Genomic DNA, 20154 nt, shown 5'->3' on the forward strand with positions numbered 1-20154 from the left:
TCGGCGGGATCTATCGGTCCGACTCGTACTTGCTCGATAGGTAGGCGATCAACGGCGTGCCGACGATTGTCGGCCAGACCCACGCCAACACACCCAGCGTCGGCGTGAGGTTCACCGCCGAAACCGCACTGACGGTCGCGATGAACGCCCCGAGCATCCGCTGAAGGTGGCTGACGAGCCACGCCCCGCCCTCGCTGTGGTAAAACGACCGGAGGTCCTGTCCGCCGAACGTGACGCCGATAGCGCCGAAAACGACCATCACGACGCCGAAGGAACTGCCGCCCAGAAACCAGACCACGCCCCACACGCCGAGGGCCAGACACGCGGCGACCACGGAACCGGCGGCCAGCCAATCGGCCGCGTGTGCGGTGTCGCTCGGCCGCTTCCGCGAGAGCGCCCGGTAGCCGGAGAACGCGAGATAGCCGCTGAACACGGCGACGAGCGTGAGGACGATCCGGAACGAAGTGGGTACGAGGACGACGAGTACGAACACCGTCGCCACGGTAACGGCCATGGCGGCGAGAAAGAGCCTTCCAGCCTGTCGATGGCGCCGGCCACCCTTCGTCGTCGCCAGCGCGGCGACGCCGGCAGCCACCGCGACGGTGCCGGCGGCGATGTGGAGCCACAGCGACCAGGCTTCGATGGCGCCCATGGGTAGTCATGGGTGACATCCAGCTTAAGCTTTCGTGCGGAAATTCCTCCCGTCCGGTCCTCTTCGGGTTCAGGCCCGCTTGTACTGGTCGGGCCACTCCGGCGCGTTCTCGGCGTCGAGTTCCCGGCCGGCGTGCAGCGAGAAGTACGGGTCACGCAGGTGTTCGCGAGCGAGCAGCACCGCGTCCGCGCGCTCGTTGCCGACTAGCGCCTCGGCGTGCTGGGCCTCGGTGATGCCGCCGACGGTGCCGACGGCGATTTCGTCGCTGCCGGCCGCAATCGTGTCGCCGGTGAGCGTCTGGCCCTCGCTCTCCAGGGTCTCGCGGATGGTCTCGGCGTACTGGGCCTGATAGCCCGGGCCGCTGCGGGGGATCTGCTGGTCGGGGTGGATGCCGCCCGAGGAGACGTCGAGGAAGTCGACGCCGAGATCCCCTAGTTCGCTCGCGAGGCGGGCCGACTGGGCCACGTCCCACGACTCGCGGTCAGGGAGCCAGTCGGTCGCGGAGATCCGGACGAAGATGGGCTTCTCTTCGGGCCAGACCTCGCGGACGCCTTCACAGACCTCCCGGAGCAGTTTCGTCCGGCCCTCGAAGTCGCCGCCGTACTCGTCGTCGCGGTCGTTGGTGACCGGCGAGAGGAACTCGTGGAGCAGGTAGCCGTGAGCGGCGTGGATCTCCGGCACCTCGAAGCCGGCGTCCAGCGCGTACTCGGCGGCGTCGACGAAGGAGTCGACGATATCCCGCACGTCGTCCGTGTCCATGCGCTCGGTCGGCGCCGTGTTCTCCTCGTCGCGGGGGTATGGCTCGTCGGAGGGACCCTTCGGCGTCCACCCGCCCTCGTCCGGTTTGACGAGGCGGGGAGAATCCTCCCACGGGCGCCGGGTGCTGGCTTTCCGGCCGGCGTGGGCGAGTTGGATCGCCGGGACGCTGCCCTGGCTCTTGATGAACTCGGCGGTCGGTGCCAGCGCGTCGGCGTGTTCCTGACTCCAGATACCGAGGTCCTCCGGCGAGATGCGCCCGCGTGGTTCGACGGCCGTCGCTTCCGCGATGACGACGCCGGCGCCGCCGACGGCACGGCTGCCGAGGTGGACGTGGTGCCACTCAGTGGCCAGTCCGTCGCGGTCCTCACAGGAGTACTGACACATCGGCGACACCATCACGCGGTTCGGGATCTCCGTCTCGCGCAGCGTGAGTGGTTCGAACAGTGAAGCGTGCACACTGCGGTTTCGGCCGGCCGGGAGAAGGCGCTGTCGGCTCGTGTCTCGTTTGCCGATTTCGGGGAGATGACTCGCCGTCACGTCATCTGCCGGATTCGGGAGCTTTTCAGCCTCGCCGCGGGGAGAGAGCGTATGGCACTCTCGACGGAGGAGATCATGCAGATCAGTCTCGACCTCGTCGGCTGGGACGAGGTGCCGGCAGACAGCGGGGTTCACGTCCCCGCCGACGCCGTGGAAACCGCACTCGTGGGCATCGACCTCGAGTCCCCGGAGATCCAGCTTGCCGAGCGCGAAGGGTACGACCTCGTGCTGGCCCACCACCCGCCGGGGGGCGACCCGCGGGTCAACTTCGCGCCCGTACTGGACAAGCAGGTGGAGTTCATGACCGCCCACGGCGTCCCCGAGGAGCGCGCCGAGGAGGCCGCCGCAGACATCATCTCCGGCATGGAGCACTCGGGCCACAGCACGAACTACCGCCACGACCCCTCCATCGCCGAGCATCTGGATCAGCCGTACATGAACGTCCACCTCGCGCCGGACGAACTCGGGCGCCGCCGCTTCCAGGAAGTCGCTGACGATCTCGACGACGACGCCACAGTCGGGGCGTTCGCCGACGCGCTGGGCGAGATCCCCGAGATCGAGGAGGCGATCACCGACGTGGAACTCCGCCTCGGCGAGCGAGACAACGACCTCGGTGAGGTGGCTATCCACCACGCCGCCGGCACGAACGGCGGCAGCGACGTGGCCAGTGCGTACTTCGACCATGGCGTCGACACGGTGCTGTACATCCACATCGGCGCCGGCGACACCGCGGAACTCACCGAGGAGTACGGCGACACTGAGAAGAACCTCGTCGTCACCGGCCACATCGCCAGTGACGCCATCGGGATGAACGAGTTCATCGACGCGCTGGAGGAAGAAGGGCTGGAGTGTGACACGGTCTCTGGCTGCGGGATCGGCCGGTAAGACCTGAACCGGAAGCGTCGTTTTCGACCAGTAGAGGCCGCTATCGACCGACTGGCGACTCGTCCTCGAGATAGTTTCGACGTGGTGGGTGTCCTCCTCGACCGTCTCCAGTACATTCCGCAGGATCTCCTCGGTCGTGTAGTCGCCGAGGATGTTCGCGAGTTTTACGTGCTCGCACATCCCGGTGATGATCTCGCTGTAGATCGCATGGATGTTCCCGAGTGACTTACGCACGTCATACACGTCGTCGTCTTCGGGTTCGACCGTCGCGTGCTCGGTCAGGGATGTCATCCGAGCGACCGGTATGCTGCCGATGCTGCCTTTCTGGGTGCTCATCTCGCCCGAAAATCGGCTCCCCGGACAAGAAGCCGTCATTGCCACCCGATTCGGGGCGATGTCTGACGCTCAGGCGTAACGTTATAGGCCCGGCTGGAGTAGCACCTGACGTGATGGGGGAATGAACGGCACCGAACAACTCAGTCTGAAGGACATGACGTTCCTGCGGGCGATCCGGGACATCAACGGCTCGCCCGAGCGGTACGCGTCGACGGCGCAGGGGGAAACTCCGGCGACGGCCACTGCGATCACGGCGGCCACCTCGCTGAGCGAGCAGGAGGTCACGTACCGTCTCGAGCATCCGAGACTCGGACAGAGCGGGCTGGTGACGGTGTACGAGGCGGGTACGGCCGGCGACGATTCTGCCAGCCTCACCAGCGCCGAACTCACCGAGGCGGGCGTCCGCGCCATCGCGGCGGCGGACGACCGGACCGATACCGACGACGGCCACAGCCGCCGGCCCGACGACGACCACGAACAGATCGCCGAAATGCAGGAGTGGGAACCCGCGGATATCGACGATGACGGCACCTCGACGACGGAGCGCACCGCCGCCGGCGCCGCCACAGCCGCGACACAGCCCGGCGCGGAGCCGCCGGAAGCATCCCGGAAAGCGGCTGCCAGCCGAGCGACGGCGGCCACCGAATCATCTCCCACGGACGAGCCCGACGGCGACCGACTCGCCGCGCTCGAGTCCCGGATCGAGGCGCTCGAAGCTGCACAGACCGGGAGCGAGCAAGAGACGAGCGAAGCGGCCGAACCCGAGCGCGTCGACGACATCGCTTCCGAGGTCGCGTCGCTCCGGGAGTCCACCGACCGACTCGCCTCGCGGCTCGACGACGCCCTCGACGAACTCGACGCGATCAAGGAGTCCGAGTACGGCGCACTCGCCGAGAAGCGCGAGCGACAGTTCGAGACCGCGGTCAAGTCGATGGTCGCGTTCCACCAGCTCGCGACCGAGGTGCTCGACGTGCGCGTCGAGAACTACGAGCCCGAAGCCGGCCGCGCCGACCCGGAGCGCGTTGCCGTCACGCGCAACCGGATCGGCGACGCGCTCGGCGTCGGCAAGCAGCGTGGTGGCGCCGACATTACCCTCGAACGTGACGAGACCGACTGGCCCGACCCGGAGGAGGCTGCCCGCGGCGAGCAGGTGTTCGGCGAGGACGAGACCAACGAACTTGACCCCGAACCCGAGTCGGCAGCGCCGGACACGGGCGTCTACCCGCCCATCGCCGGGGACGACGACGATGGCCCTGAAACGGCCGCCACTGAGGAAGCCAGCGAGGCGGATCCAGAGTCCGACGCCCCCGACACGGGCGTCTACCCGCCAATCGGTGGGAATCGGGAGGAGGACGAGGAGGCGGAGCCCACAGAAGCAGAGACAAAAGAGGGCGGCGCCGATTCAGGGGTTCCCGATACGGGTGTCTACCCACCGATTGGGGGCGACCAGGATGAAGAGCCGGAAGACGACCCTGAGGGCTCGCTCCCGGCGAGCATACGCCCCGGCAATGACGACGATGGCGGGATCTCCGAGACCGCGGCCGAGGAAAGTCACGTCGTCGATCCGATCCGGAGCACTGACCACCACAGAGCCGGGCCCCGACTCGACATCGACGCCGAACTACAGGGGACGGTTCGGACGGCGATAACCGAGGTACGGGCCGCGGCAGACGACCCTTATCCCGCCGGCGAGGCCTACGCCCGAATCATCGGCGAGGCGCCCGTTGGAGATGGCCCCGCCGCAGCGAGCGACCGGTCGGCGACCGGCGCCGCGGCCGACGTGGCGCTGGACGATGACGACGACTGACTCCCGCTTCCGTTCTGCTTAACTCCGCGGGCGCGCAAGCCAGCGTGTGGATCCGTTCGAAGTGCTCGGAGTCGATCCCGACGCCGACGAGTCGGCGGTCGCCCGAGCCTACCGCGACCGGGTGAAAGAGACGCACCCGGACCAAGGCGGTTCTCGTGACGCGTTCATGCGGCTCCAGCGGGCCTACACGGCGATCCGGAACGGCGAGGCGTTGATCCAGGAGGAGAACCCCGATGACGACTCGGTGACTGCCTCGTCCGCCGCCGCGGCGTCGACACCCGGCGAGCCACCGGGTCCCCCGCCGGGAACGGCTCGGATGGAGTATCTCGACTACGAGGTGCTGGCCGACCACGGCTGGGAAGTCGACGACGAGGACCTGTTCGAGGCGGCCGCAGCGGCCGATCTGGGGCCCGAATCCTACGGCCGACTGCTCGTCGAGCGCGAGGAGACGTTACTCGAAGCCGCCGAACGGGCGGGGTTCGCGTGGCCGTTCGCCTGCCGCGGCGGCGCGTGTGCGAACTGCGCGGTACTCCTCCGCGAGGGGGAGGTGGAGATGGCCCAGAGCCACGTGCTCCCCAACGGGATGGTCGAGGAGGGGATCCGGCTCTCCTGTCTCTGTCGGCCGCGAAGCGACACGCTCCAGGTGGTCTACAACGTCAAACACCTCCCGGGACTGGACGAACTTCGCCTGCCGTCGCAGCGCTTCTAGTCGAGTCGTGGGTTCGTCCACGCCAGTTCGCTGTCGACGTGTTCGAGCGCGCGCTCGGGGTCGTCGACGGCCTGGCCCAGCGGTCGCGCGCTGCCCAGATCCGGGCCCACATCGGTGATTCTGACTGCGGCGACACAGCGTGTTCGTGTCGAGTGATACACAGCTTCCTCCGCGCCGGCGAGCACCCCGACCAGCGTCCGGTTGCCGATGTCGGCGTCGTAGAGCCTGTCGGCGGTTCGCTCTCGGAGCGCCGCGTCGGGCGTTCGCGGGCGCAGCGCTTGGACGAGCGCGTCGAACGGCCGCAGGGTGCGCGTTCGAGTAGCCATACTTCCCGCTCCACACGGGAGGGTAAAGGGAGTGAGCCATGCCCGGAGTGAAAGTGAAGGATACGGCGAAAGTGAACCGTGCGGCCGAACGCGGGGGGGTCGGCGCCGACCACCGGCGACGCCCGCCGGACGCACAACAGTGATGTGGACCCCCGCCCACCGCCCGGGTATGGAGTACGTGGCGTTCGACGAGGCCGAGACGTACGAACCCGACGAGGGCTGGCAGCGACGGGCCCTCGCCGGCAGCGACCGGTTCACCTTTGAGTGGTTCGAGAAGCCGCCGGGCCACTCCTCGCCGATGCACGACCACGAGAACGAACAGGTCTGTCTCTGTCTGGAGGGCGAACTCACCGTCCACACCGAGGGGGATTCGGTGACGCTCTCGAAGAACGACTCTGTCCACCTCGCGGCCTGGGAATCCCACCGCGTCGAGAACGAGTCCGGCGAGCGCGCGGTCGGTCTGGACGTGTTCGCGCCCGGCCGTGGTTTCGACTTCTGGACCGACCGCGACTGATCTCCCAGTGCGCGCTTGGCGACCGCGCGCCACGGATGTGGTGACCGAAACGCTCTCCATCCGTAGTGCCCTATTTGGACGCATGGCACAGGATATTGCCGTCGAAGGCATGGCCTGCGGTAGCTGTGAAGAGGCAGTCGAAACGGCGGTCGCCGCGCTCGAGGGCACCGAGTCCGTCGAGGCCGACAACACCACCGACACCGTCGAGATCGAGGGCGAGGTCGACTCCGACTCAGTGGCCGACGCCATCGAGGACGCCGGCTACACTGTCCTGGGCTGAGTCGGTCTAGTCGCCGTTTTCCGATTGTCCGCGTTCGAGTAGCGACATGACCCGCTCGGGTCGGTTCATCCCGGCACAGACCGACAGCACCGTCAGGTCGAGACCGTCCTCCACTGGTGTGTCGCCGCCGCGAACTGCGCCACCCCCGATAGCCTCGTCGAGGCTCCGACGCGCGTCGACGATGGCCTCACGGTTGAGCCACTCCGGCGGCCCCATCGTGACCAGCAGCGCTCGCGTCGCCAGCGAGAGGTCCGTATCGGCGGAGCGCTGGCGGAACAGCGAGCGCCGGACCGAGGTTTCGATGGTGCTGTAGCTCTCGATCCCGTCGGGCGACTCGGATTTCGAGCGCAGGCGGTCGAGGAAGGAGGGTTCCTCCCGGACCTGCTCGCGCCAGTAGCCGACGGTCGCGTAGCCACCCTCTCCCAGCGTGGCGATGATCTCGCTGGCATCGACGACGCTCTCACCGACTGCGGCGGCGTCAGCGGCCTCGCCCGCGCCAAACAGCGCGGCGACCCACTCGGCGATAGTCGCGTTCACGTCAGCATAGGCGTCGGCGGCGTCCGCCTCGGCCGGCCGCTCCTCAGGGGCGTCGAGGCGGCCGTTATCGAACAGTAGCTGTGTGTCGGCGGTGGCTTCGAGCCCCAGCAGCCCCGCGCGGGCGTTCGCGACGACGCCGGCTGCCTCTTCTTCGGTCGGTTCCGGGAGGACTGTCAGCGCGTACACCGGGATGTCGATGACGTTCCGGAGCGTGTCGATCAGGACCGGCGCGGCCCCGGCGCCGGTCGCGCCGCCGACGCCGACGGGGACGAGCACGCCGTCGGCGGCCGCGGGGACGGCGTCGGTCGCCGACCGGCTGAGTTCCCGCGCGTTCCCCTCGGCTGCGGTGCGGACGGCCGTCGCGTCGGCCGAGCGGGCGGTGGTACCGAACGCGTGGCGGTGCTCCCGGGGGAGATCGAGGTCGGCGAGCGCCTCGGGATCGGTGTCGAAGGCGGCGACGGCGGCGACCGAGGGGCGGTCGTCGGGGTCGGCCGCCGCGAGGCGTGCCGCCAGCCGACCACCCGCGCCACCGACGCCGAGGACGGCGAGTTTCACGGTTCGGCGTTGCCCCCCGGCGGCAAAGGTGCTTCGTCGCGCGCCGGGCAAGCGCATTTCCGACTGCCCGCTGTAGCCGGGCTTATGACTGCGAGCCCCCCGGCCGTCGACGAGACCCGAATCGGCCGGACGCCGCTGCTCGAACTCGCGCTCGATGTGGCGCCGACGGTGTACGCCAAAGCCGAGTGGTACAATCTCCCTAGTCTCGGCTACGGCGGCGGGTCAGTGAAGACCCGGATCGCCCGCGAGATGCTCGACGGCGCCGAGGAACGCGGCGACCTCGACCCCGGCATGCGGATCGTCGAACCCACCAGCGGCAACACTGGCAGCGAAATCGCCCGGCTCGGCGTCGCTCGAGGGTACGACGTGACCATCGTGATGCCAGACGACGCCGCCGCGGGGAAGGTCGGTGCGGTCCGCGACGCCGGCGCCGAGATCGAGTTCGTCGCCGCGGAAGCGGGCTACGACGCCTGTATCGAGCGCTGCGACGAGATCGTTGCCGACGACTCCGAGGGAATCTACGAGCCCAACCAGTACGAGAACCCCGACAACCCGGGCGCCCACGAGCGTACGACAGCCGCCGAGATCTGGGAACAGACCGACGGCGGCCTCACCCACTTCGTCGCCGGCGTCGGGACTGGGGGGACCGTCACGGGGGCGGGAAGAGGACTACACGACCGCGGGGACGTCGAGGTCGTGGGGTTCGAGCCGGTAAATCCGACCCACGCCATCGGCGGCCTGAAGTATCTCCGTTCGGACAGTTCGATCCACCCCGGGACGTACGACGAGTCGGTGCTCGACCGCAAGCTGTACGTCGAGACCGCCGACGCCGACGACGACGCCCGGGACCTGCGCGAGCGCTACGCCGATAGACCGGTCGAAGTCGCTGACCTGGGTCAGTATGACGAGGCGACGGTCCGAGAAAATCTGCGCGTCGACGACCAGTTCCTCGTCGGGCCCTCCAGCGGCGCTGGGGTAGCGGCGATCCGCCAACTCGACGCCGCTGGCGAACTGGACGGCGACGACGTGGTGGTCACGATGCTCCCCGACCGCGGCGACAAGTACGCCGACGGCCTCTGGGAGGGGTACGTCGACAGCGCTGACTGACCGTCGGCTGGCGCGGCGATCAGGCCCCCTGCGTCAGAAGCACTATATCGGCTCGTCCCTGTAGTCTTGCCCGAGAGATGCGTCCGAACCGACCACGGGACCGACTGGGAGGCGGCTGTTGACCATGCTCGACAGCCTGCTCACCGACGCCCGGTCGAGCGACCACCAGTTCGTTATCCACTCCGACGACCCCGAGACGGCGGCGGCGGACTGGTTCCGGAACCACAACGTCGACGTGACCCACCGCCCGCTGCCGGAGGGGATCCCGCGCCCGTTCCTCGTCGTCGAGCGTGACGGGGAGTTCGTGGGGGTGCTGGACCTCGAGGAGGTCGAACGCCTCCTCGAACCGCCGGTCGAGCCGCCGGCCCCTCGCGAGGAGCTCTCCGAGGGCCATCGGGGGTTCTTCGAGGCGCTGTCCGACACCGTGTTCACCTCGATCAGTCGCCGGGAACTACTGGCCGTGAGCCGGGAGATCGAGGACCGCGCCCACCGCGTCGGCGACGGCACCCTGCACGTGAGCTTCCAGCGCCTCTCGGCGTTCCAGTCCCAGCGGCGGGTGTACGAGCAGATCGCCGCGGAGACGACGCTGGACATCCACATCCATGGCGTCGACGACTGGACGCCGCCGGAGAGTCAGGCGATCAGCTACCACGCCCACCAGGACGGGCGACTGGAGCCCTACTGGGTACTGGCGTTCGACGGCGGCCCCGAGGAGATGCAGCCCTCCGGCCTCGTCGCCGAGGAACGGCCCGGCGAGGGGTTCACCGGCTTCTGGACCGACGACGGGGAGACGGTCGAACGGGTTCTCTCGAGCGTCGCGTCCGTAACCGTGTAGCTGTCGGGAGCCGTCGAACAGCTGACACGCGAGCTGACAAGCGGACCGACGCGCCGGATGGGGCCCCCGCCCGACACAACCGATAACGCGAACGTGTTCGGGAAACTGATACCGGTTTCGCAACGGGTTGGCCGAACCCTTCTCACCGGAAAGACTGATACGGGAGTCGTTCCAGAACCGTAGTAGTGGGCGAACTACGGATCTCCTCCAGGGTCGACTCCGTTTCGTTCACCAGGCGCGAGCTGACCGGCGCGTTAGGGGATTCGGTTACGGTGCTCCCCATCGTCGTCGCCGTCGGCGCGCTGACGGAGCTCTCGCTCGCCCGGATGCTGCTGGGGTTCGGGGCGTTCCAGATCATCTGGGGGCTCTGGTACGGGCTCCCGGTTTCCGTCGAGCCGATGAAGGCGCTGGCGGCGCTGGCGATCGGCGGCACCCTCGGGGCCGCTGAGTTGGCGGTCGCGGGCCTGTTGGCCGGCGTCGCGCTGGTGGCCATCGGCGCCACGGGCTCGCTTGACCGGATCGCTCGGTACGTCGGCGAGCCAGTCACCCGCGGGGTCCAGTTGGCCGTCGCGCTGATCCTGCTCCGAACCGGCGTCGGCCTCGGCGTCGGCGACCCCGCGCTGGCGCTCGCGGGGGTCGTCGCCGCCGGCGCCGTCGTCCTCGCGGGCTACCGCCGGGCGAGCGCGCTGGTCGTGCTCGCACTGGGGCTCGCGCTGGCGCTCCGGAGCACGGGCGTGCCTGCTCTCGCGCTCCCCTCGCTGACGCTCTCCCTCCCCGACCCCGCCGGACTCACCGCCGGCGCCGCCGAGGCCACCGCGGCGCAGTTGGCGATGACCGTGGGGAACGCCGCCGTCGCGACCGCGTTGCTGCTTTCGGAGTACTACGACGCCGACGTGACCCCGGACGACCTGGCGACCAGCATGGGCGCGATGAACCTCGCGGCCGTGCCACTGGGCGCGCTGCCGATGTGCCACGGCTCCGGCGGCGTCGCGGGCAAGCACGCCTTCGGTGCCCGGACCGCCGGCGCGAACGTGCTGCTGGGCGGGCTCTACGGCCTCGCCGCGCTCGGCACGGCGGCGGTGACGGCGTTCCCGACGACGGTGCTGGGTGTCGTGCTGGCACTGGTCGCCCTGGAGTTGGGTCGCTCCGCATTCAGTACTGATGATCTGGCGACGACGGTTGCGGTTGGTGCGCTGGGGCTGGTGACGAACGTCGGTGTGGCGTTCGTCGTCGGCGTTGGATGGTGGGTTGTTCGTGATCGGTTCAGTTTGTAGGTGGGTTTGAGGAGAGCGGTTGATTGGCGATTAGGGTTGTCAGCGACAGCACCAGCAGCCTCTATCGTTGGCAACTGAGAGACCACAGGGCGCTGGACACAGAGTCCGGCGCTGCGCCGATTCCCCACTCCTCCCCCGCGGGGGTCAACGACCGACGTCCGCGAGGCGTCCACCGCCCCACGAACGCGGCGGCGGTGGTGCGAAGCGGTCGCGCCTCCGTGCGCGACCCGAGCGCGAGGGTCCCGCGAGCGAAGCGAGTGGGACCACGAGGGAGCTTGCTCCCTCGGAGGACGAGCGAGGGTTAAGCCCGAGCGAGTCGGCTGGGGAGGCTGTGGCCGATGAACGGTCAGCGGTGCGGTCACAAGTGGTCAAGCATCGAGATGCTGTCGGTGCAGCTGACAGCAGTCGTTGCACCTCAAGAACCGGCCAATACCTCAAAAACAGAATATCGACCGAATAAGCGTCCTAATCGTCGTCAATCGTCCCAGTCGGCTCCGGCCCGAGCGGCGGCTCCTCGGCCTCGTCGAACAGCGGACTCGCCTCGCCGGGCGCCACCGCGTTCAGCACGAGCGCCGAGAGCGCCGTCAGGATCACCGGCTGGGTCACGAACGTCTCCAGCGCCGCCGGCAGACCGCTCGCGGCCTCGGGCCGAGTGGCGATCCCGAGCCCCAGGCCCAGCGAGACGGCGATGACGACCATGTTCCGGCGGTTGAACTGCGCGTTCTGCTCGATCAGTCGCACACCGCTGGCGGCGACCATCCCCGCCATCAGCAGCACCGCGCCGCCGAACACCGCCGACGGAATGGTGGTCACGAGCGCGCCGATCTTGGGGCTCAGCCCCAGCAGCGCGAGGATCCCGCCCGCGATGGCGACGACGTAGCGGCTCAGCACGCCGGTGAAGTTCACGATCCCGACGTTCTGCGAGAACGAGGTGACGGGGAACGCACCGAACGCGGCGCCAATCGAGGAGAGCAGGCCGTCAGTGAACAGGCCGCCGCGGAACTCCTCGTCGGTGGGGTTCCGTCCCTCAGCCGCGGTCACGCCGGACATGTCGCCGACGGTCTCCATCGCCGAGACGAGAAAGAGGAACGCGAACGTGACAATCGCCACGGGGTCGAACTCCGGCGTGCCAAAGCGCGTCGGGTTCGGGAGCGCCACCCACGCCGCGGCGCCGACGGGCGCGAAGTTGACGACGCCCAGCGCGATGGCGGCGACGTAGCCCGCGGCGATCCCGACGAGCGTGCTCAGGAGGCGCGTCACGCCCTCTCCGTAGAGGTTCAGCCCCACGGAGATGGCGAGCACGAGGCCCGCAAGTCCGATGTTCTGCATGGAGCCGTAGTCGGCGGCGCCGACGCCGCCGGCCGCGTAATCCATCGCCACCGGGACGAGGTAGAGGCCGATGATCACGACCACCAGCCCCGTCACCAGCGGCGGGAAGAAGGGTTTGATGCGGTCGAACTGCCAGCCGATCAGCCCTTCGACGATGACGCCGGCGACGAGCACCGCGCCGAACACCGTCGCCAAGCCGGATTCGGCGCCGATGGCCGACGCCGCCCCCACGAACGTGAAACTCGTGCCCATCACGATGGGGAGCTTCGAGCCGACGGGACCGGCGCCGAGCGTCTGGACCAGCGTCGCGATCCCCGAAAAGAGCAGCACCATCTGGACCAGATACGCCACGTCGGCCCCGGAGGCGCCGACCTCGCCGGCGACGATGTACGCCACCGCGGTGGCGGGCACCACCATCACTGCGACGTGTTGGATCCCCAGCAGCGCGGCCTTCACCGCCGGGGGTCGGTCGTCGAGGCCGTACTCGATGTCGATTGCGCCATCCTCGGGCATCTATGCTCCCGACGAACGACCCAGGGGGCATAATCGTTCCGCATCGGTGCGCATCTCACGGGTCGTTCCCCGCCGAGATATGCACACCTGTGCTCAGTCGTGGATCGTGACGCCCTCGTCGTCGACGGTGATGTCGAGCAGGCTGGTGGCCTCGTAATCGGTGTCTTCGAGCGCGGAGTCGCCGACCTTCCGGAGCGCGACAACGATGTCGGTGATCTCGGCGCCGATGTCGTCCAGCGCGTCGCAGATGGCCGCGAGCGTCCCGCCGGTCGAGAGCAGGTCGTCGACGATCAGCACGCGGTCGCCGTCCTCGATGTCGTTGATGTACATCTCGGACTCCGAGTAGCCCGTCTCCTGGTGGAGTGCCACTTCGCCCTCCAGCCCGTAGGCGCGCTTGCGGATCACGACCAGCGGGATGTCCGTCTGGAGCGAGACGGCGGTGGCGATGTGGATACCCATCGCTTCCGGGGCGACGATCTTGTCAACGTCAGCGAGATCCGCGGCGCGCATGACGCCGACGGTGACCTCCCGCAGGAGTTCCGGATCCAGTGAGGGGACGCCGTTCGAAATCGGGTGAACGAGGTAGTCGTAGCCGTCCTTGTCGATGATCGGCGCGTCGTGGAGCGACTCGCGCAGGCGTTCCATGCCGTCGGTATCCGCGAAGGTCCCAAAAACCGTTCGCTCCCGGCCCGCGCCGAAAGCCGGATGGGCGTCCGTGTCGTACGGGCCAGCAATGGTCGTGGAGATCTCCCCCGAGGAACTGGCCCGAAAGCTCGACGACGACGCCCCACAGCTAATCGACATTCGGCCGCCCGGCGCGTTCGCACAGGAGCACGTGCCGGGCGCGCTGAACGTCCCGATGACCGAACTCACCAGCCGCGTCGACGATATCGAGTTCGGCGACGAGGTCGTCGTCGCCTGCCAGATCGGCCAGTCCTCGAAGCAAGCGGTGAAGCTCCTGTCGAGCTTCGAGGGTACCGGTGATACCGACCTCCAGAGCCTGTCTGGCGGCCTCGACGCGTGGGACGGCCCCGTCGAAACGGGTCCCGCAGAGAACTGACGTGCTCTCGCTCCCACGCGCGGCCTACGACGAGATTCTCGCACACGCCGCCGGGAGCGACGGGGAAATCTGCGGGATTCTGGCCGGGGAGCGCGGCGGCGACGACCCCGGCGGCGAGTCCCGCGTCGAGGCAGTCCACCGCGCCACGAACGTCGCCGACAACCCAGAGACGCGCTACGTTATCGACCCGGAGGAACAGCTACGGATCATCGAGGCAATCGAGGACGGCGGCCGCGAGGTGGTCGGCTTCTACCACAGCCACCCCGAAGGGCCACCCGTCCCTAGCGAAACCGACGCCGAGCGCGCGGCATGGCCGGGGTACAGCTACGCCATCTGCGTACCCGGCGAGCACCCGTATCTCGGCTCGTGGCGCTGGACCGGCGAGCGCTTCGAGCGCGAAGCGGTCGCGCTCCGGCCCTAGTACTCGTAGAGCGAGACCACGAACGGCAGTTTGTTGTACATCATCACGGCGACGGGGATGCCGACGATGCTCACCGTGAAGGCGTAGGCGACGCTCATCCAGAGGCCGCTGGCCCACCAGCCGACGAACACGAACCAGATCCCGCGGACGAGCAGGCCGTAGCGCTGCTGGCCGGCGCCTCCTTCCTCATCGTCGGGCGAAGCCCGACTGCCTGAGGGACGGCGTCCCTCGCTGTCGACGAGATCCCGCTCCTTCAGCGAGAGCACTTTCGGCGTGACGTTGATCATCTTGATCCCCAGCGGGAGGCCGACGATGGTGACGTTCAGGAACCACGCGACGCCGAGCCAGATGCCCGTCGCCCACCAGCCCACGAGCAGGAACCAGACCGCACGCACTGCGAGTGAGGGGGCGGCGCTGTCGGATCGGGACATAGTCGAGAGAAGGGTCGTCGCCGGGATAGCCCTGACGGCTAGTCAGTCCCGGGTCAGGTAGTCGCTGGCCTGCGGTTCCGTCGGGTCGGTCGGCACCTCCACCAGCCGTGGCTCGTCGGCGTCGACGGCCGCCGAAACCGCATCGCGCACCTCCTCAGGCGTCTCGGCCCGAGTCGCGTCGACGCCCATCGACTCCGCGAGCGCGATGAAGTCGATGGGTGTGTCGCCCCACGCGTACGACCCGCGCGGGAGGCCGTGCTCGCGCTCGGCGCCCTCGCTGATGATCGCGTAGTCGTTGTTCCGGAACACGACGGTCGTCACCGGCAGCCCCTCGGCCGCGGCGGTATGGAGTTCGTGAACCGCCATCATCAGGCCGCCGTCGCCGGTCAGCGCAACCACGTCGGCGTCCGGGTCGGCGGCCTGCGCACCCAGCGCGGAGGGGAGACCGCTGCCCATCGTCGCCCACGATCCGGGGTTGACGTACGAGCGCGGGCCCATCGCGGGGAACGTTGCGAGCGCCCAGATCCGGAACCCCCCCGCGTCGGCGGCGACGACCGCTTCGTCCGGAACTGCTTCGCGGACTGCTTGGAGCGCACCGGGGGAGGTCAGCGGGACCTCGCCGTCGACCAGTTCCTCGACGCGCCGCGAGACCGACTCGCGCAGGCGGTCGGCGATGGTCTCGGCGTCGTGGTCTGACTCGGGCACGTCGGCGGACAGTGCGGCCAGTGTCGGCTTGGCGTCGGCGACGATGCCCACCGCTGGGTCGTAGTTCGTCCCCAGATCGTCGGGGGAGAGCGTGACGTGGACCAGCGCGTCGGGCACCACGAGCGTGCGCCCGCGGGTGACCAGTTCGTCGAAGTCCGTCCCCACCGCGAGCGCGGCGTCGGCCTCGGCGACGTAGTCGTCTATCTCCGGCGTCGTCGCCCCGCAGAGCACGCCCGCCGAGAGCGGGTGGTCCTCGGGGATGACGCCTTTCCCCTTGTACGTCGTGAGGACGGGAGCGTCGTATCGCTCGGCGAAGGCTCGAAGCTCATCTGTCGCCTCGGCACTCCGGACGCCGCCACCGGCGATGATGACGGGTGCGTCGGCGTCGTTCAGGATCGCTGCGGCGTCGGCGACGGTGTCTACGGGTGGCTGCCGCGGTTCGGTGGCCTCGATTTCGGCGACGCCGCCCTCGGGCTTCGGGGCCGGGAGGTAGGATTTGGGTATCCCGAGTCGGACCGGGCCTTTCGGCGCTGTCGTCGCCGTCTCGACGGCTCGCTCGACCTCGGCGAGCACGCCGTCGGGGTTCTTCACGACGCGGTTGGCTTTGGTGACGGTGTCGTACGTCTCCGGCGGCGTCTCGTGGATGCCGTCGCGGCCCCGGATCTCGGGGTCAGTCTCGACGGCGATGTGGACCAGCGGCGTGTTGTCGTTGTCGGCGTTTTTCAGCCCGTTCATCGCGTTCATGTCGCCCGGGCCGGGGACGACGACGGTGGCTGCGGGCCGGCCAGTGGTTTCGGCGTAGCCCCACGCCTCCTGCGAGACGGCGGTCTCGTGGCGCGCCATCACGAACTGTACGTCGTTGCGGCCGTCGATGGCCTCGTTCAGCGGCAGCGTCTGTTTGCCGGGGATCCCGAACACCGTGTCGATGCCGTGTTCGACCAGTCGGTCGACGACGGCGGCGGCGAGCGTCATACGCGGAGGTGGCGACCGGCGACGGGAAAACTGTATCTCACTCGGGCGGCGCGGTTGAGGGAGACAGGAAACGCTCTCCAAGTGGGCGATTTGTGAGTCGGCACGAACGAGAGGACTAGTTAGCTTCCCGAAGACACTTATCGGTTGGTTGAAAACTGCCAGCCAGTAGCCTCCCGGAATGACTCGCCCTCCATCTGCGGCACCCGCCACGAGAGTGACGGAACTGCGAGACTCGTGCCGGCGGTATCTCCAGTTACGTCTCGGCATCGACGCGAGAGCGGTGGCCGCGTTCCGAATGGGGCTAGGCCTCGTCGTCCTCTTCGACCTCGTCTGTTCCCGGATTCCGGGGCTCAGAACGTTCTACACGGACAGCGGGATCTTGCCCCGGTCGGCCCTCAGGGAGATCTCCCCCACGCTCGCACAGTGGTCGCTGCACGCGATCAGTGGCTCCATCTGGGCCCAGGTGCTGCTGGTCGGCGTGACAGGCGTTGCTGCAGCGTGTCTGCTTGTCGGCTATCGACCGCGGCCTGCGGCAGTCGCTTCAGCGCTCCTGCTCACGTCGCTCCACGCCCGGAACCCGTATCTGGTCAACGGCGGCGACACGATACTCATCTCGGTGCTGTTTCTCGCGGCGTTTCTGCCACTCGATACACAGTGGGCGCTCCGGAGTTGCGACCGAACCGATGGGAAGAAGATCCGCTCAGTCGCGACGGCGACGATCCTCCTCCATGTCGAAAGTATCTACGCGGTGAACGCGTTGCTCAAGGTCCAGAGCGAGGCGTGGATGGGTGGGATCGCCGTCCAGCGGATCTTCCAACTGCAGGACTTCGTCTACTTGCTGGGGCCGACCGTCGCGGACTACCCGGCGTTACTCACCGCGATCAACTGGCTGTGGGTTGCACTGCTGTTTGCGTCGGTACTGCTCGTGTTCGCGACTGATCGGCTTCGGGCCGTCACCGTCGTCGCGTTCATGGGCGCGCACCTCGGGATGGCGGCGACGATGCGCTTGGGTGTCTTTCCGTTCGTCATGATCAGCGCCCTACTGCTGTTTCTCCCCCAGCGAGTGTGGAACGGCGTTGATCGACGCATCGACGAGAGCGGACCACGCTCCTCGCTCACGTCGCTGATCGGCCAAGAAAACGGCGTGACGCCGAAATCGCGACTGGCTGCTCGTTCGCCCGCTGTCCGACGGGGAGTTCGGATCACGCTGTCGGTGATTCTCGTCTGTTTCCTCATCACCACCGTAAGCTGGCAGGTCGTCTCGGCTGACCTCGTCGACACGCCGTCGACGGAAGCGAACGGGATGCTCGAAACCGCGAGTTGGGGGTTTTTCGCGCCGAACCCGCCAGATACGTACAGTTGGTACGTCGTCGCAGCCACCCGAAAGTCCGGTGAGCGGCTCGATCTCGTCGATGGGGGCGCTGTGGGGTTCGACCGACCGCCGAACGCGATGGACCGATATCCAACGACGCTCTGGAAACGCTACGCGACGAAAGGGCGAGATGCTGGAGGCGGCCTCGCGGAGCCAGCAGCGGCGTACTTCTGTCAGCGGAGCGCCGACGACATCCAGTCGATCACGATCTATCGGGTGGACCAGTCCGTCGACAGGGACGGGCCCGTCGGTGAGCCGACTCGGCACAAACTGGCCTCCACCACCTGCGACTGACGAGCGTGAGCAGCGAGGGCCAAACGTCGGACCGGGAGATACAGGTCCGTACGGCTGGTACTGATCGCATGGCTCCCACTGTTGCCGAGCAACGAAACGAGATCCGGGTCGCGGTCGGTCGGTACAAGCGGAAAGTGTCCTCGGGATTCACGAAGGAAGCGTTGGCAGCGATCTGTGACTCGCTCGACGCGGACGTGGAGATCGACGTCCTCCCGAAGAAGGGGGTGATGCGCGCGGCCATCGCTGAAGAGGTCGAGGGCGTCGACGGCAGCCGGGATCAGGGCAGCGCGTTCCGGAAAGCAGAACTGACGGCGATCACGGCGGCGGTCAGTTCGGACTGACTTCTCTATCGACGAGCAGCGAACGCCCGCTTACTGGTTCCACGCCGCGGCGTCGGGGTCGATCAGCCGTTCCTCGTCCTCGATGCCGTCGATGGTCGCGACGTCCTCCTCGGTCAGTTCGAGGTCCGTGGCTTCGCGGTTCGCGCGGATGTGGTCCGCGTCGGTGGACTGCGGAATCGGGACGACGCCCTTCTCGACGGCCCACGCGATGCAGACCGCGGCGACGGTGGTGTCGTGGCGCTCGGCGACTTCCCGCAGTTCGGGCGTGTCGAAGATTTCGCCCTGTCCGAGCGGGCAGTAGCCGACGAGCGTGTGGCCGTGTTCGTCGGCATACGCCCGGAGTTCGTCCTGCGGGAACAGCGGGTGGCACTCGACCTGGTGAGCCGCGATATCGATGTCGAGGATCTCGCGAGCCTCGTCCAGTAGTTCGGGCGTGAAGTTCGAGACGCCGACGTTCCGGGCGACGCCCTCCTCGTGGAGCTCCTGCAGCGCGCGCAGGCTCTCCTCGGGGTCGTACGCGCCGGTCGGCCAGTGGACGTACAGCAGGTCGACGGCGTCGACGTCGCCAGAACGCGACGCGTTCTGGCTGGCTGACGAATCGCTACGCGATTCGGCAACGCCGAGGCGTTCGAGACTCTCCTCGCTGGAGCGCTTGGCGTCCTCGTAGCCGAGGTTGTCCGGCAGTATCTTGCTCGCCAGCACGATGTCTTCGCGGGCCACTTCGGAGAGACGGATGCCCGCACCCACCGCGGGCTCGTTGTCGTACATCTGGGCGGTGTCGACGAGGCGGTAGCCGGCGTCCAGCGCGGTCCAGACCGCGTCAGCGCACTCGTGGCCCTTGGCGCCGGAGGTGCCGAAGCCGATGTCGGGAAGGTCGAGACTCATGTGGGCGAGTGGTAGGGTCCGGGGAGTAAAGAACTCCGCTTCGCGGCGGTTCGCGCACGGGAGAGCGACTAAGTGCGCCGCGCTCCAACGTTGAGGAATATGCTCTCCACCAATACGGACGCAGGAACGCTGAGTCGGGGTCTCGCCGGGGGCGCGGTGCTTGCCGCGCTGCTCGCGTCGGCCGTGCTGTTGTTCCCCCAGCCACCCGCAGACGTGTTCTTCACGGGAATCGTGCTGCTGTGCCCGCTGTTCGCCGTCGTCGGCGCCGCCGGCGCGTGGACCGGCCACACGGCGCTGGTCTGGGTGGCCGCGCTGCTCTCTGTCGGGCTCACGCTGGCGGGCGCGATGTCGGTCGGCCTCCTGTTCGCGCCGGCCGCCCTCCTCTTGCTCGGGAGCGCCGTCGCCGCGCAGGCTGCTGGTCCCGATACGGCGGCCCAAGAGAGCCTCCTCGCCGATCCGCCCGAGGCTCGTGAACGGGCTCAGAAAGCGCTCCTCGGCGTCGCCGGCATCGTCGTCGGCGCCGCCGCGGTCGACGCCGCCGCGTTGGACCGGGACCTGTTCGGCTCCTGTGCGCAGGAGACACTGGGCTGTGTGCTGCAGACGACGAACTGGGGGCTGGTCGGCCTGACGCTGCTCGGCTTCGGCGCCGTCGCTGGGGGTGGGTAGCTGCTCTGGAGACAGGTGTACGTCACGCGAGTGCTCGCCGGAACGCGGGCGG

The 20154-nt window shown here is 68.3% G+C and carries 23 protein-coding genes; 14 read left to right on the forward strand and 9 right to left on the reverse strand.

All coding sequences use genetic code 11. The features are described from left to right. Positions 1–10: 10 nt before the first annotated feature. Both J2753_RS08910 and J2753_RS08915 read right to left on the reverse strand, forming a co-directional pair. Positions 11–652: a hypothetical protein gene (locus J2753_RS08910; RefSeq protein WP_209491580.1), complete on the reverse strand. Its 642-nt coding sequence runs from the start codon at positions 650–652 to the stop codon at positions 11–13. Between the two features lie 69 nt (positions 653–721). Beyond that, a complete protein-coding gene (locus J2753_RS08915) occupies positions 722–1867 on the reverse strand; it encodes an NADH:flavin oxidoreductase/NADH oxidase (protein ID WP_209491581.1) in 1146 nt (381 codons plus the stop codon). 132 nt (positions 1868–1999) lie between these two features. Here J2753_RS08915 and J2753_RS08920 point away from each other — a divergent pair, with 132 nt between their 5' ends. The 4 genes from J2753_RS08920 (at position 2000) to fer (ending at position 5685) form a co-directional block, all read left to right on the forward strand. Beyond that, positions 2000–2833 (forward strand): hypothetical protein, encoded by an 834-nt coding sequence (locus J2753_RS08920; RefSeq protein WP_209491582.1) that lies wholly within the window; start codon positions 2000–2002, stop codon positions 2831–2833. Between the two features lie 81 nt (positions 2834–2914). Further along, entirely contained in the window at positions 2915–3058 is a 144-nt protein-coding gene (locus J2753_RS08925) for a hypothetical protein (RefSeq protein ID WP_209491583.1), read from the forward strand. Between the two features lie 232 nt (positions 3059–3290). Beyond that, positions 3291–4976, forward strand: coding sequence for a hypothetical protein (locus tag J2753_RS08930; RefSeq protein ID WP_209491584.1), 1686 nt, complete (start codon positions 3291–3293; stop codon positions 4974–4976). Between the two features lie 46 nt (positions 4977–5022). Beyond that, positions 5023–5685: a ferredoxin Fer gene (gene fer, locus J2753_RS14555; RefSeq protein ID WP_209491585.1), complete on the forward strand. Its 663-nt coding sequence runs from the start codon at positions 5023–5025 to the stop codon at positions 5683–5685. On the opposite strand, the gene J2753_RS08940 is transcribed toward fer, so the two are convergent. Next, the gene (locus J2753_RS08940) at positions 5682–6011 is read right to left on the reverse strand and encodes a hypothetical protein (RefSeq protein WP_209491586.1); all 330 of its coding nucleotides are present in this window, start codon (positions 6009–6011) and stop codon (positions 5682–5684) included. The genes fer and J2753_RS08940 overlap by 4 nt on opposite strands. 169 nt (positions 6012–6180) lie before the next feature. Here J2753_RS08940 and J2753_RS08945 point away from each other — a divergent pair, with 169 nt between their 5' ends. Further along, positions 6181–6525: a cupin domain-containing protein gene (locus tag J2753_RS08945; protein WP_209491587.1), complete on the forward strand. Its 345-nt coding sequence runs from the start codon at positions 6181–6183 to the stop codon at positions 6523–6525. A gap of 82 nt (positions 6526–6607) precedes the next feature. Then, a complete protein-coding gene (locus tag J2753_RS08950; protein WP_209491588.1) occupies positions 6608–6805 on the forward strand; it encodes a heavy-metal-associated domain-containing protein in 198 nt (65 codons plus the stop codon). A 6-nt stretch (positions 6806–6811) separates the two neighbouring features. Here the strand turns inward: J2753_RS08950 and J2753_RS08955 are convergent, their stop codons facing one another. Continuing rightward, entirely contained in the window at positions 6812–7897 is a 1086-nt protein-coding gene (locus tag J2753_RS08955) for a hypothetical protein (protein ID WP_209491589.1), read from the reverse strand. A gap of 84 nt (positions 7898–7981) precedes the next feature. On the opposite strand from J2753_RS08955, the gene J2753_RS08960 reads away from it, so the two are divergent. The 3 genes from J2753_RS08960 to J2753_RS08970 all read left to right on the forward strand — a co-directional run bounded on the left by J2753_RS08960 (position 7982) and on the right by J2753_RS08970 (position 11113). Beyond that, positions 7982–9004, forward strand: a complete 1023-nt coding sequence (locus J2753_RS08960; protein ID WP_209491590.1) for a PLP-dependent cysteine synthase family protein — start codon at positions 7982–7984, stop codon at positions 9002–9004. Positions 9005–9128: 124 nt separating this feature from the next. After that, complete coding sequence (locus J2753_RS08965; protein ID WP_209491689.1) at positions 9129–9839, forward strand: DICT sensory domain-containing protein; 711 nt, start codon at positions 9129–9131, stop codon at positions 9837–9839. Between the two features lie 185 nt (positions 9840–10024). Beyond that, positions 10025–11113, forward strand: a complete 1089-nt coding sequence (locus J2753_RS08970; RefSeq protein ID WP_209491591.1) for a putative sulfate/molybdate transporter — start codon at positions 10025–10027, stop codon at positions 11111–11113. Positions 11114–11578: 465 nt separating this feature from the next. On the opposite strand, the gene J2753_RS08975 is transcribed toward J2753_RS08970, so the two are convergent. Both J2753_RS08975 and hpt read right to left on the reverse strand, forming a co-directional pair. After that, on the reverse strand, positions 11579–12955 hold the full coding sequence (locus J2753_RS08975) for a uracil-xanthine permease family protein (RefSeq protein ID WP_209491592.1): 1377 nt from the start codon (positions 12953–12955) through the stop codon (positions 11579–11581). Positions 12956–13048: 93 nt separating this feature from the next. Further along, positions 13049–13600: a hypoxanthine/guanine phosphoribosyltransferase gene (hpt, locus tag J2753_RS08980; RefSeq protein WP_209491593.1), complete on the reverse strand. Its 552-nt coding sequence runs from the start codon at positions 13598–13600 to the stop codon at positions 13049–13051. A gap of 88 nt (positions 13601–13688) precedes the next feature. Here hpt and J2753_RS08985 point away from each other — a divergent pair, with 88 nt between their 5' ends. Together J2753_RS08985 and J2753_RS08990 are read left to right on the forward strand one after the other, a co-directional pair. Continuing rightward, positions 13689–14015 carry a rhodanese-like domain-containing protein gene (locus tag J2753_RS08985; RefSeq protein WP_209491594.1) on the forward strand — a complete coding sequence of 109 codons (327 nt, stop codon included), beginning with the start codon at positions 13689–13691 and terminating at the stop codon, positions 14013–14015. 1 nt (position 14016) lies between these two features. Continuing rightward, on the forward strand, positions 14017–14436 hold the full coding sequence (locus tag J2753_RS08990; protein ID WP_209491595.1) for a desampylase: 420 nt from the start codon (positions 14017–14019) through the stop codon (positions 14434–14436). Here the strand turns inward: J2753_RS08990 and J2753_RS08995 are convergent. Continuing rightward, positions 14433–14867 carry a YccF domain-containing protein gene (locus tag J2753_RS08995; protein ID WP_209491596.1) on the reverse strand — a complete coding sequence of 145 codons (435 nt, stop codon included), beginning with the start codon at positions 14865–14867 and terminating at the stop codon, positions 14433–14435. The two genes, J2753_RS08990 and J2753_RS08995, sit on opposite strands and share 4 nt — an antisense overlap. 42 nt (positions 14868–14909) lie before the next feature. After that, positions 14910–16544, reverse strand: a complete 1635-nt coding sequence (locus J2753_RS09000) for a thiamine pyrophosphate-binding protein (RefSeq protein WP_209491597.1) — start codon at positions 16542–16544, stop codon at positions 14910–14912. 178 nt (positions 16545–16722) lie between these two features. On the opposite strand from J2753_RS09000, the gene J2753_RS09005 reads away from it, so the two are divergent. Then, positions 16723–18210 (forward strand): HTTM domain-containing protein, encoded by a 1488-nt coding sequence (locus J2753_RS09005; RefSeq protein ID WP_209491598.1) that lies wholly within the window; start codon positions 16723–16725, stop codon positions 18208–18210. A 68-nt stretch (positions 18211–18278) separates the two neighbouring features. Further along, on the forward strand, positions 18279–18551 hold the full coding sequence (locus J2753_RS09010; RefSeq protein WP_209491599.1) for a hypothetical protein: 273 nt from the start codon (positions 18279–18281) through the stop codon (positions 18549–18551). 30 nt (positions 18552–18581) lie between these two features. Here J2753_RS09010 and J2753_RS09015 read toward each other — a convergent pair whose 3' ends face one another. After that, the gene (locus J2753_RS09015) at positions 18582–19436 is read right to left on the reverse strand and encodes an aldo/keto reductase (RefSeq protein WP_209491600.1); all 855 of its coding nucleotides are present in this window, start codon (positions 19434–19436) and stop codon (positions 18582–18584) included. Between the two features lie 99 nt (positions 19437–19535). On the opposite strand from J2753_RS09015, the gene J2753_RS09020 reads away from it, so the two are divergent. Further along, positions 19536–20102 (forward strand): hypothetical protein, encoded by a 567-nt coding sequence (locus J2753_RS09020; protein WP_209491601.1) that lies wholly within the window; start codon positions 19536–19538, stop codon positions 20100–20102. Positions 20103–20154 lie beyond the last annotated feature (52 nt).

This window comes from Halolamina salifodinae (genome assembly GCF_017874235.1).
GTDB lineage: Archaea > Halobacteriota > Halobacteria > Halobacteriales > Haloferacaceae > Halolamina > Halolamina salifodinae.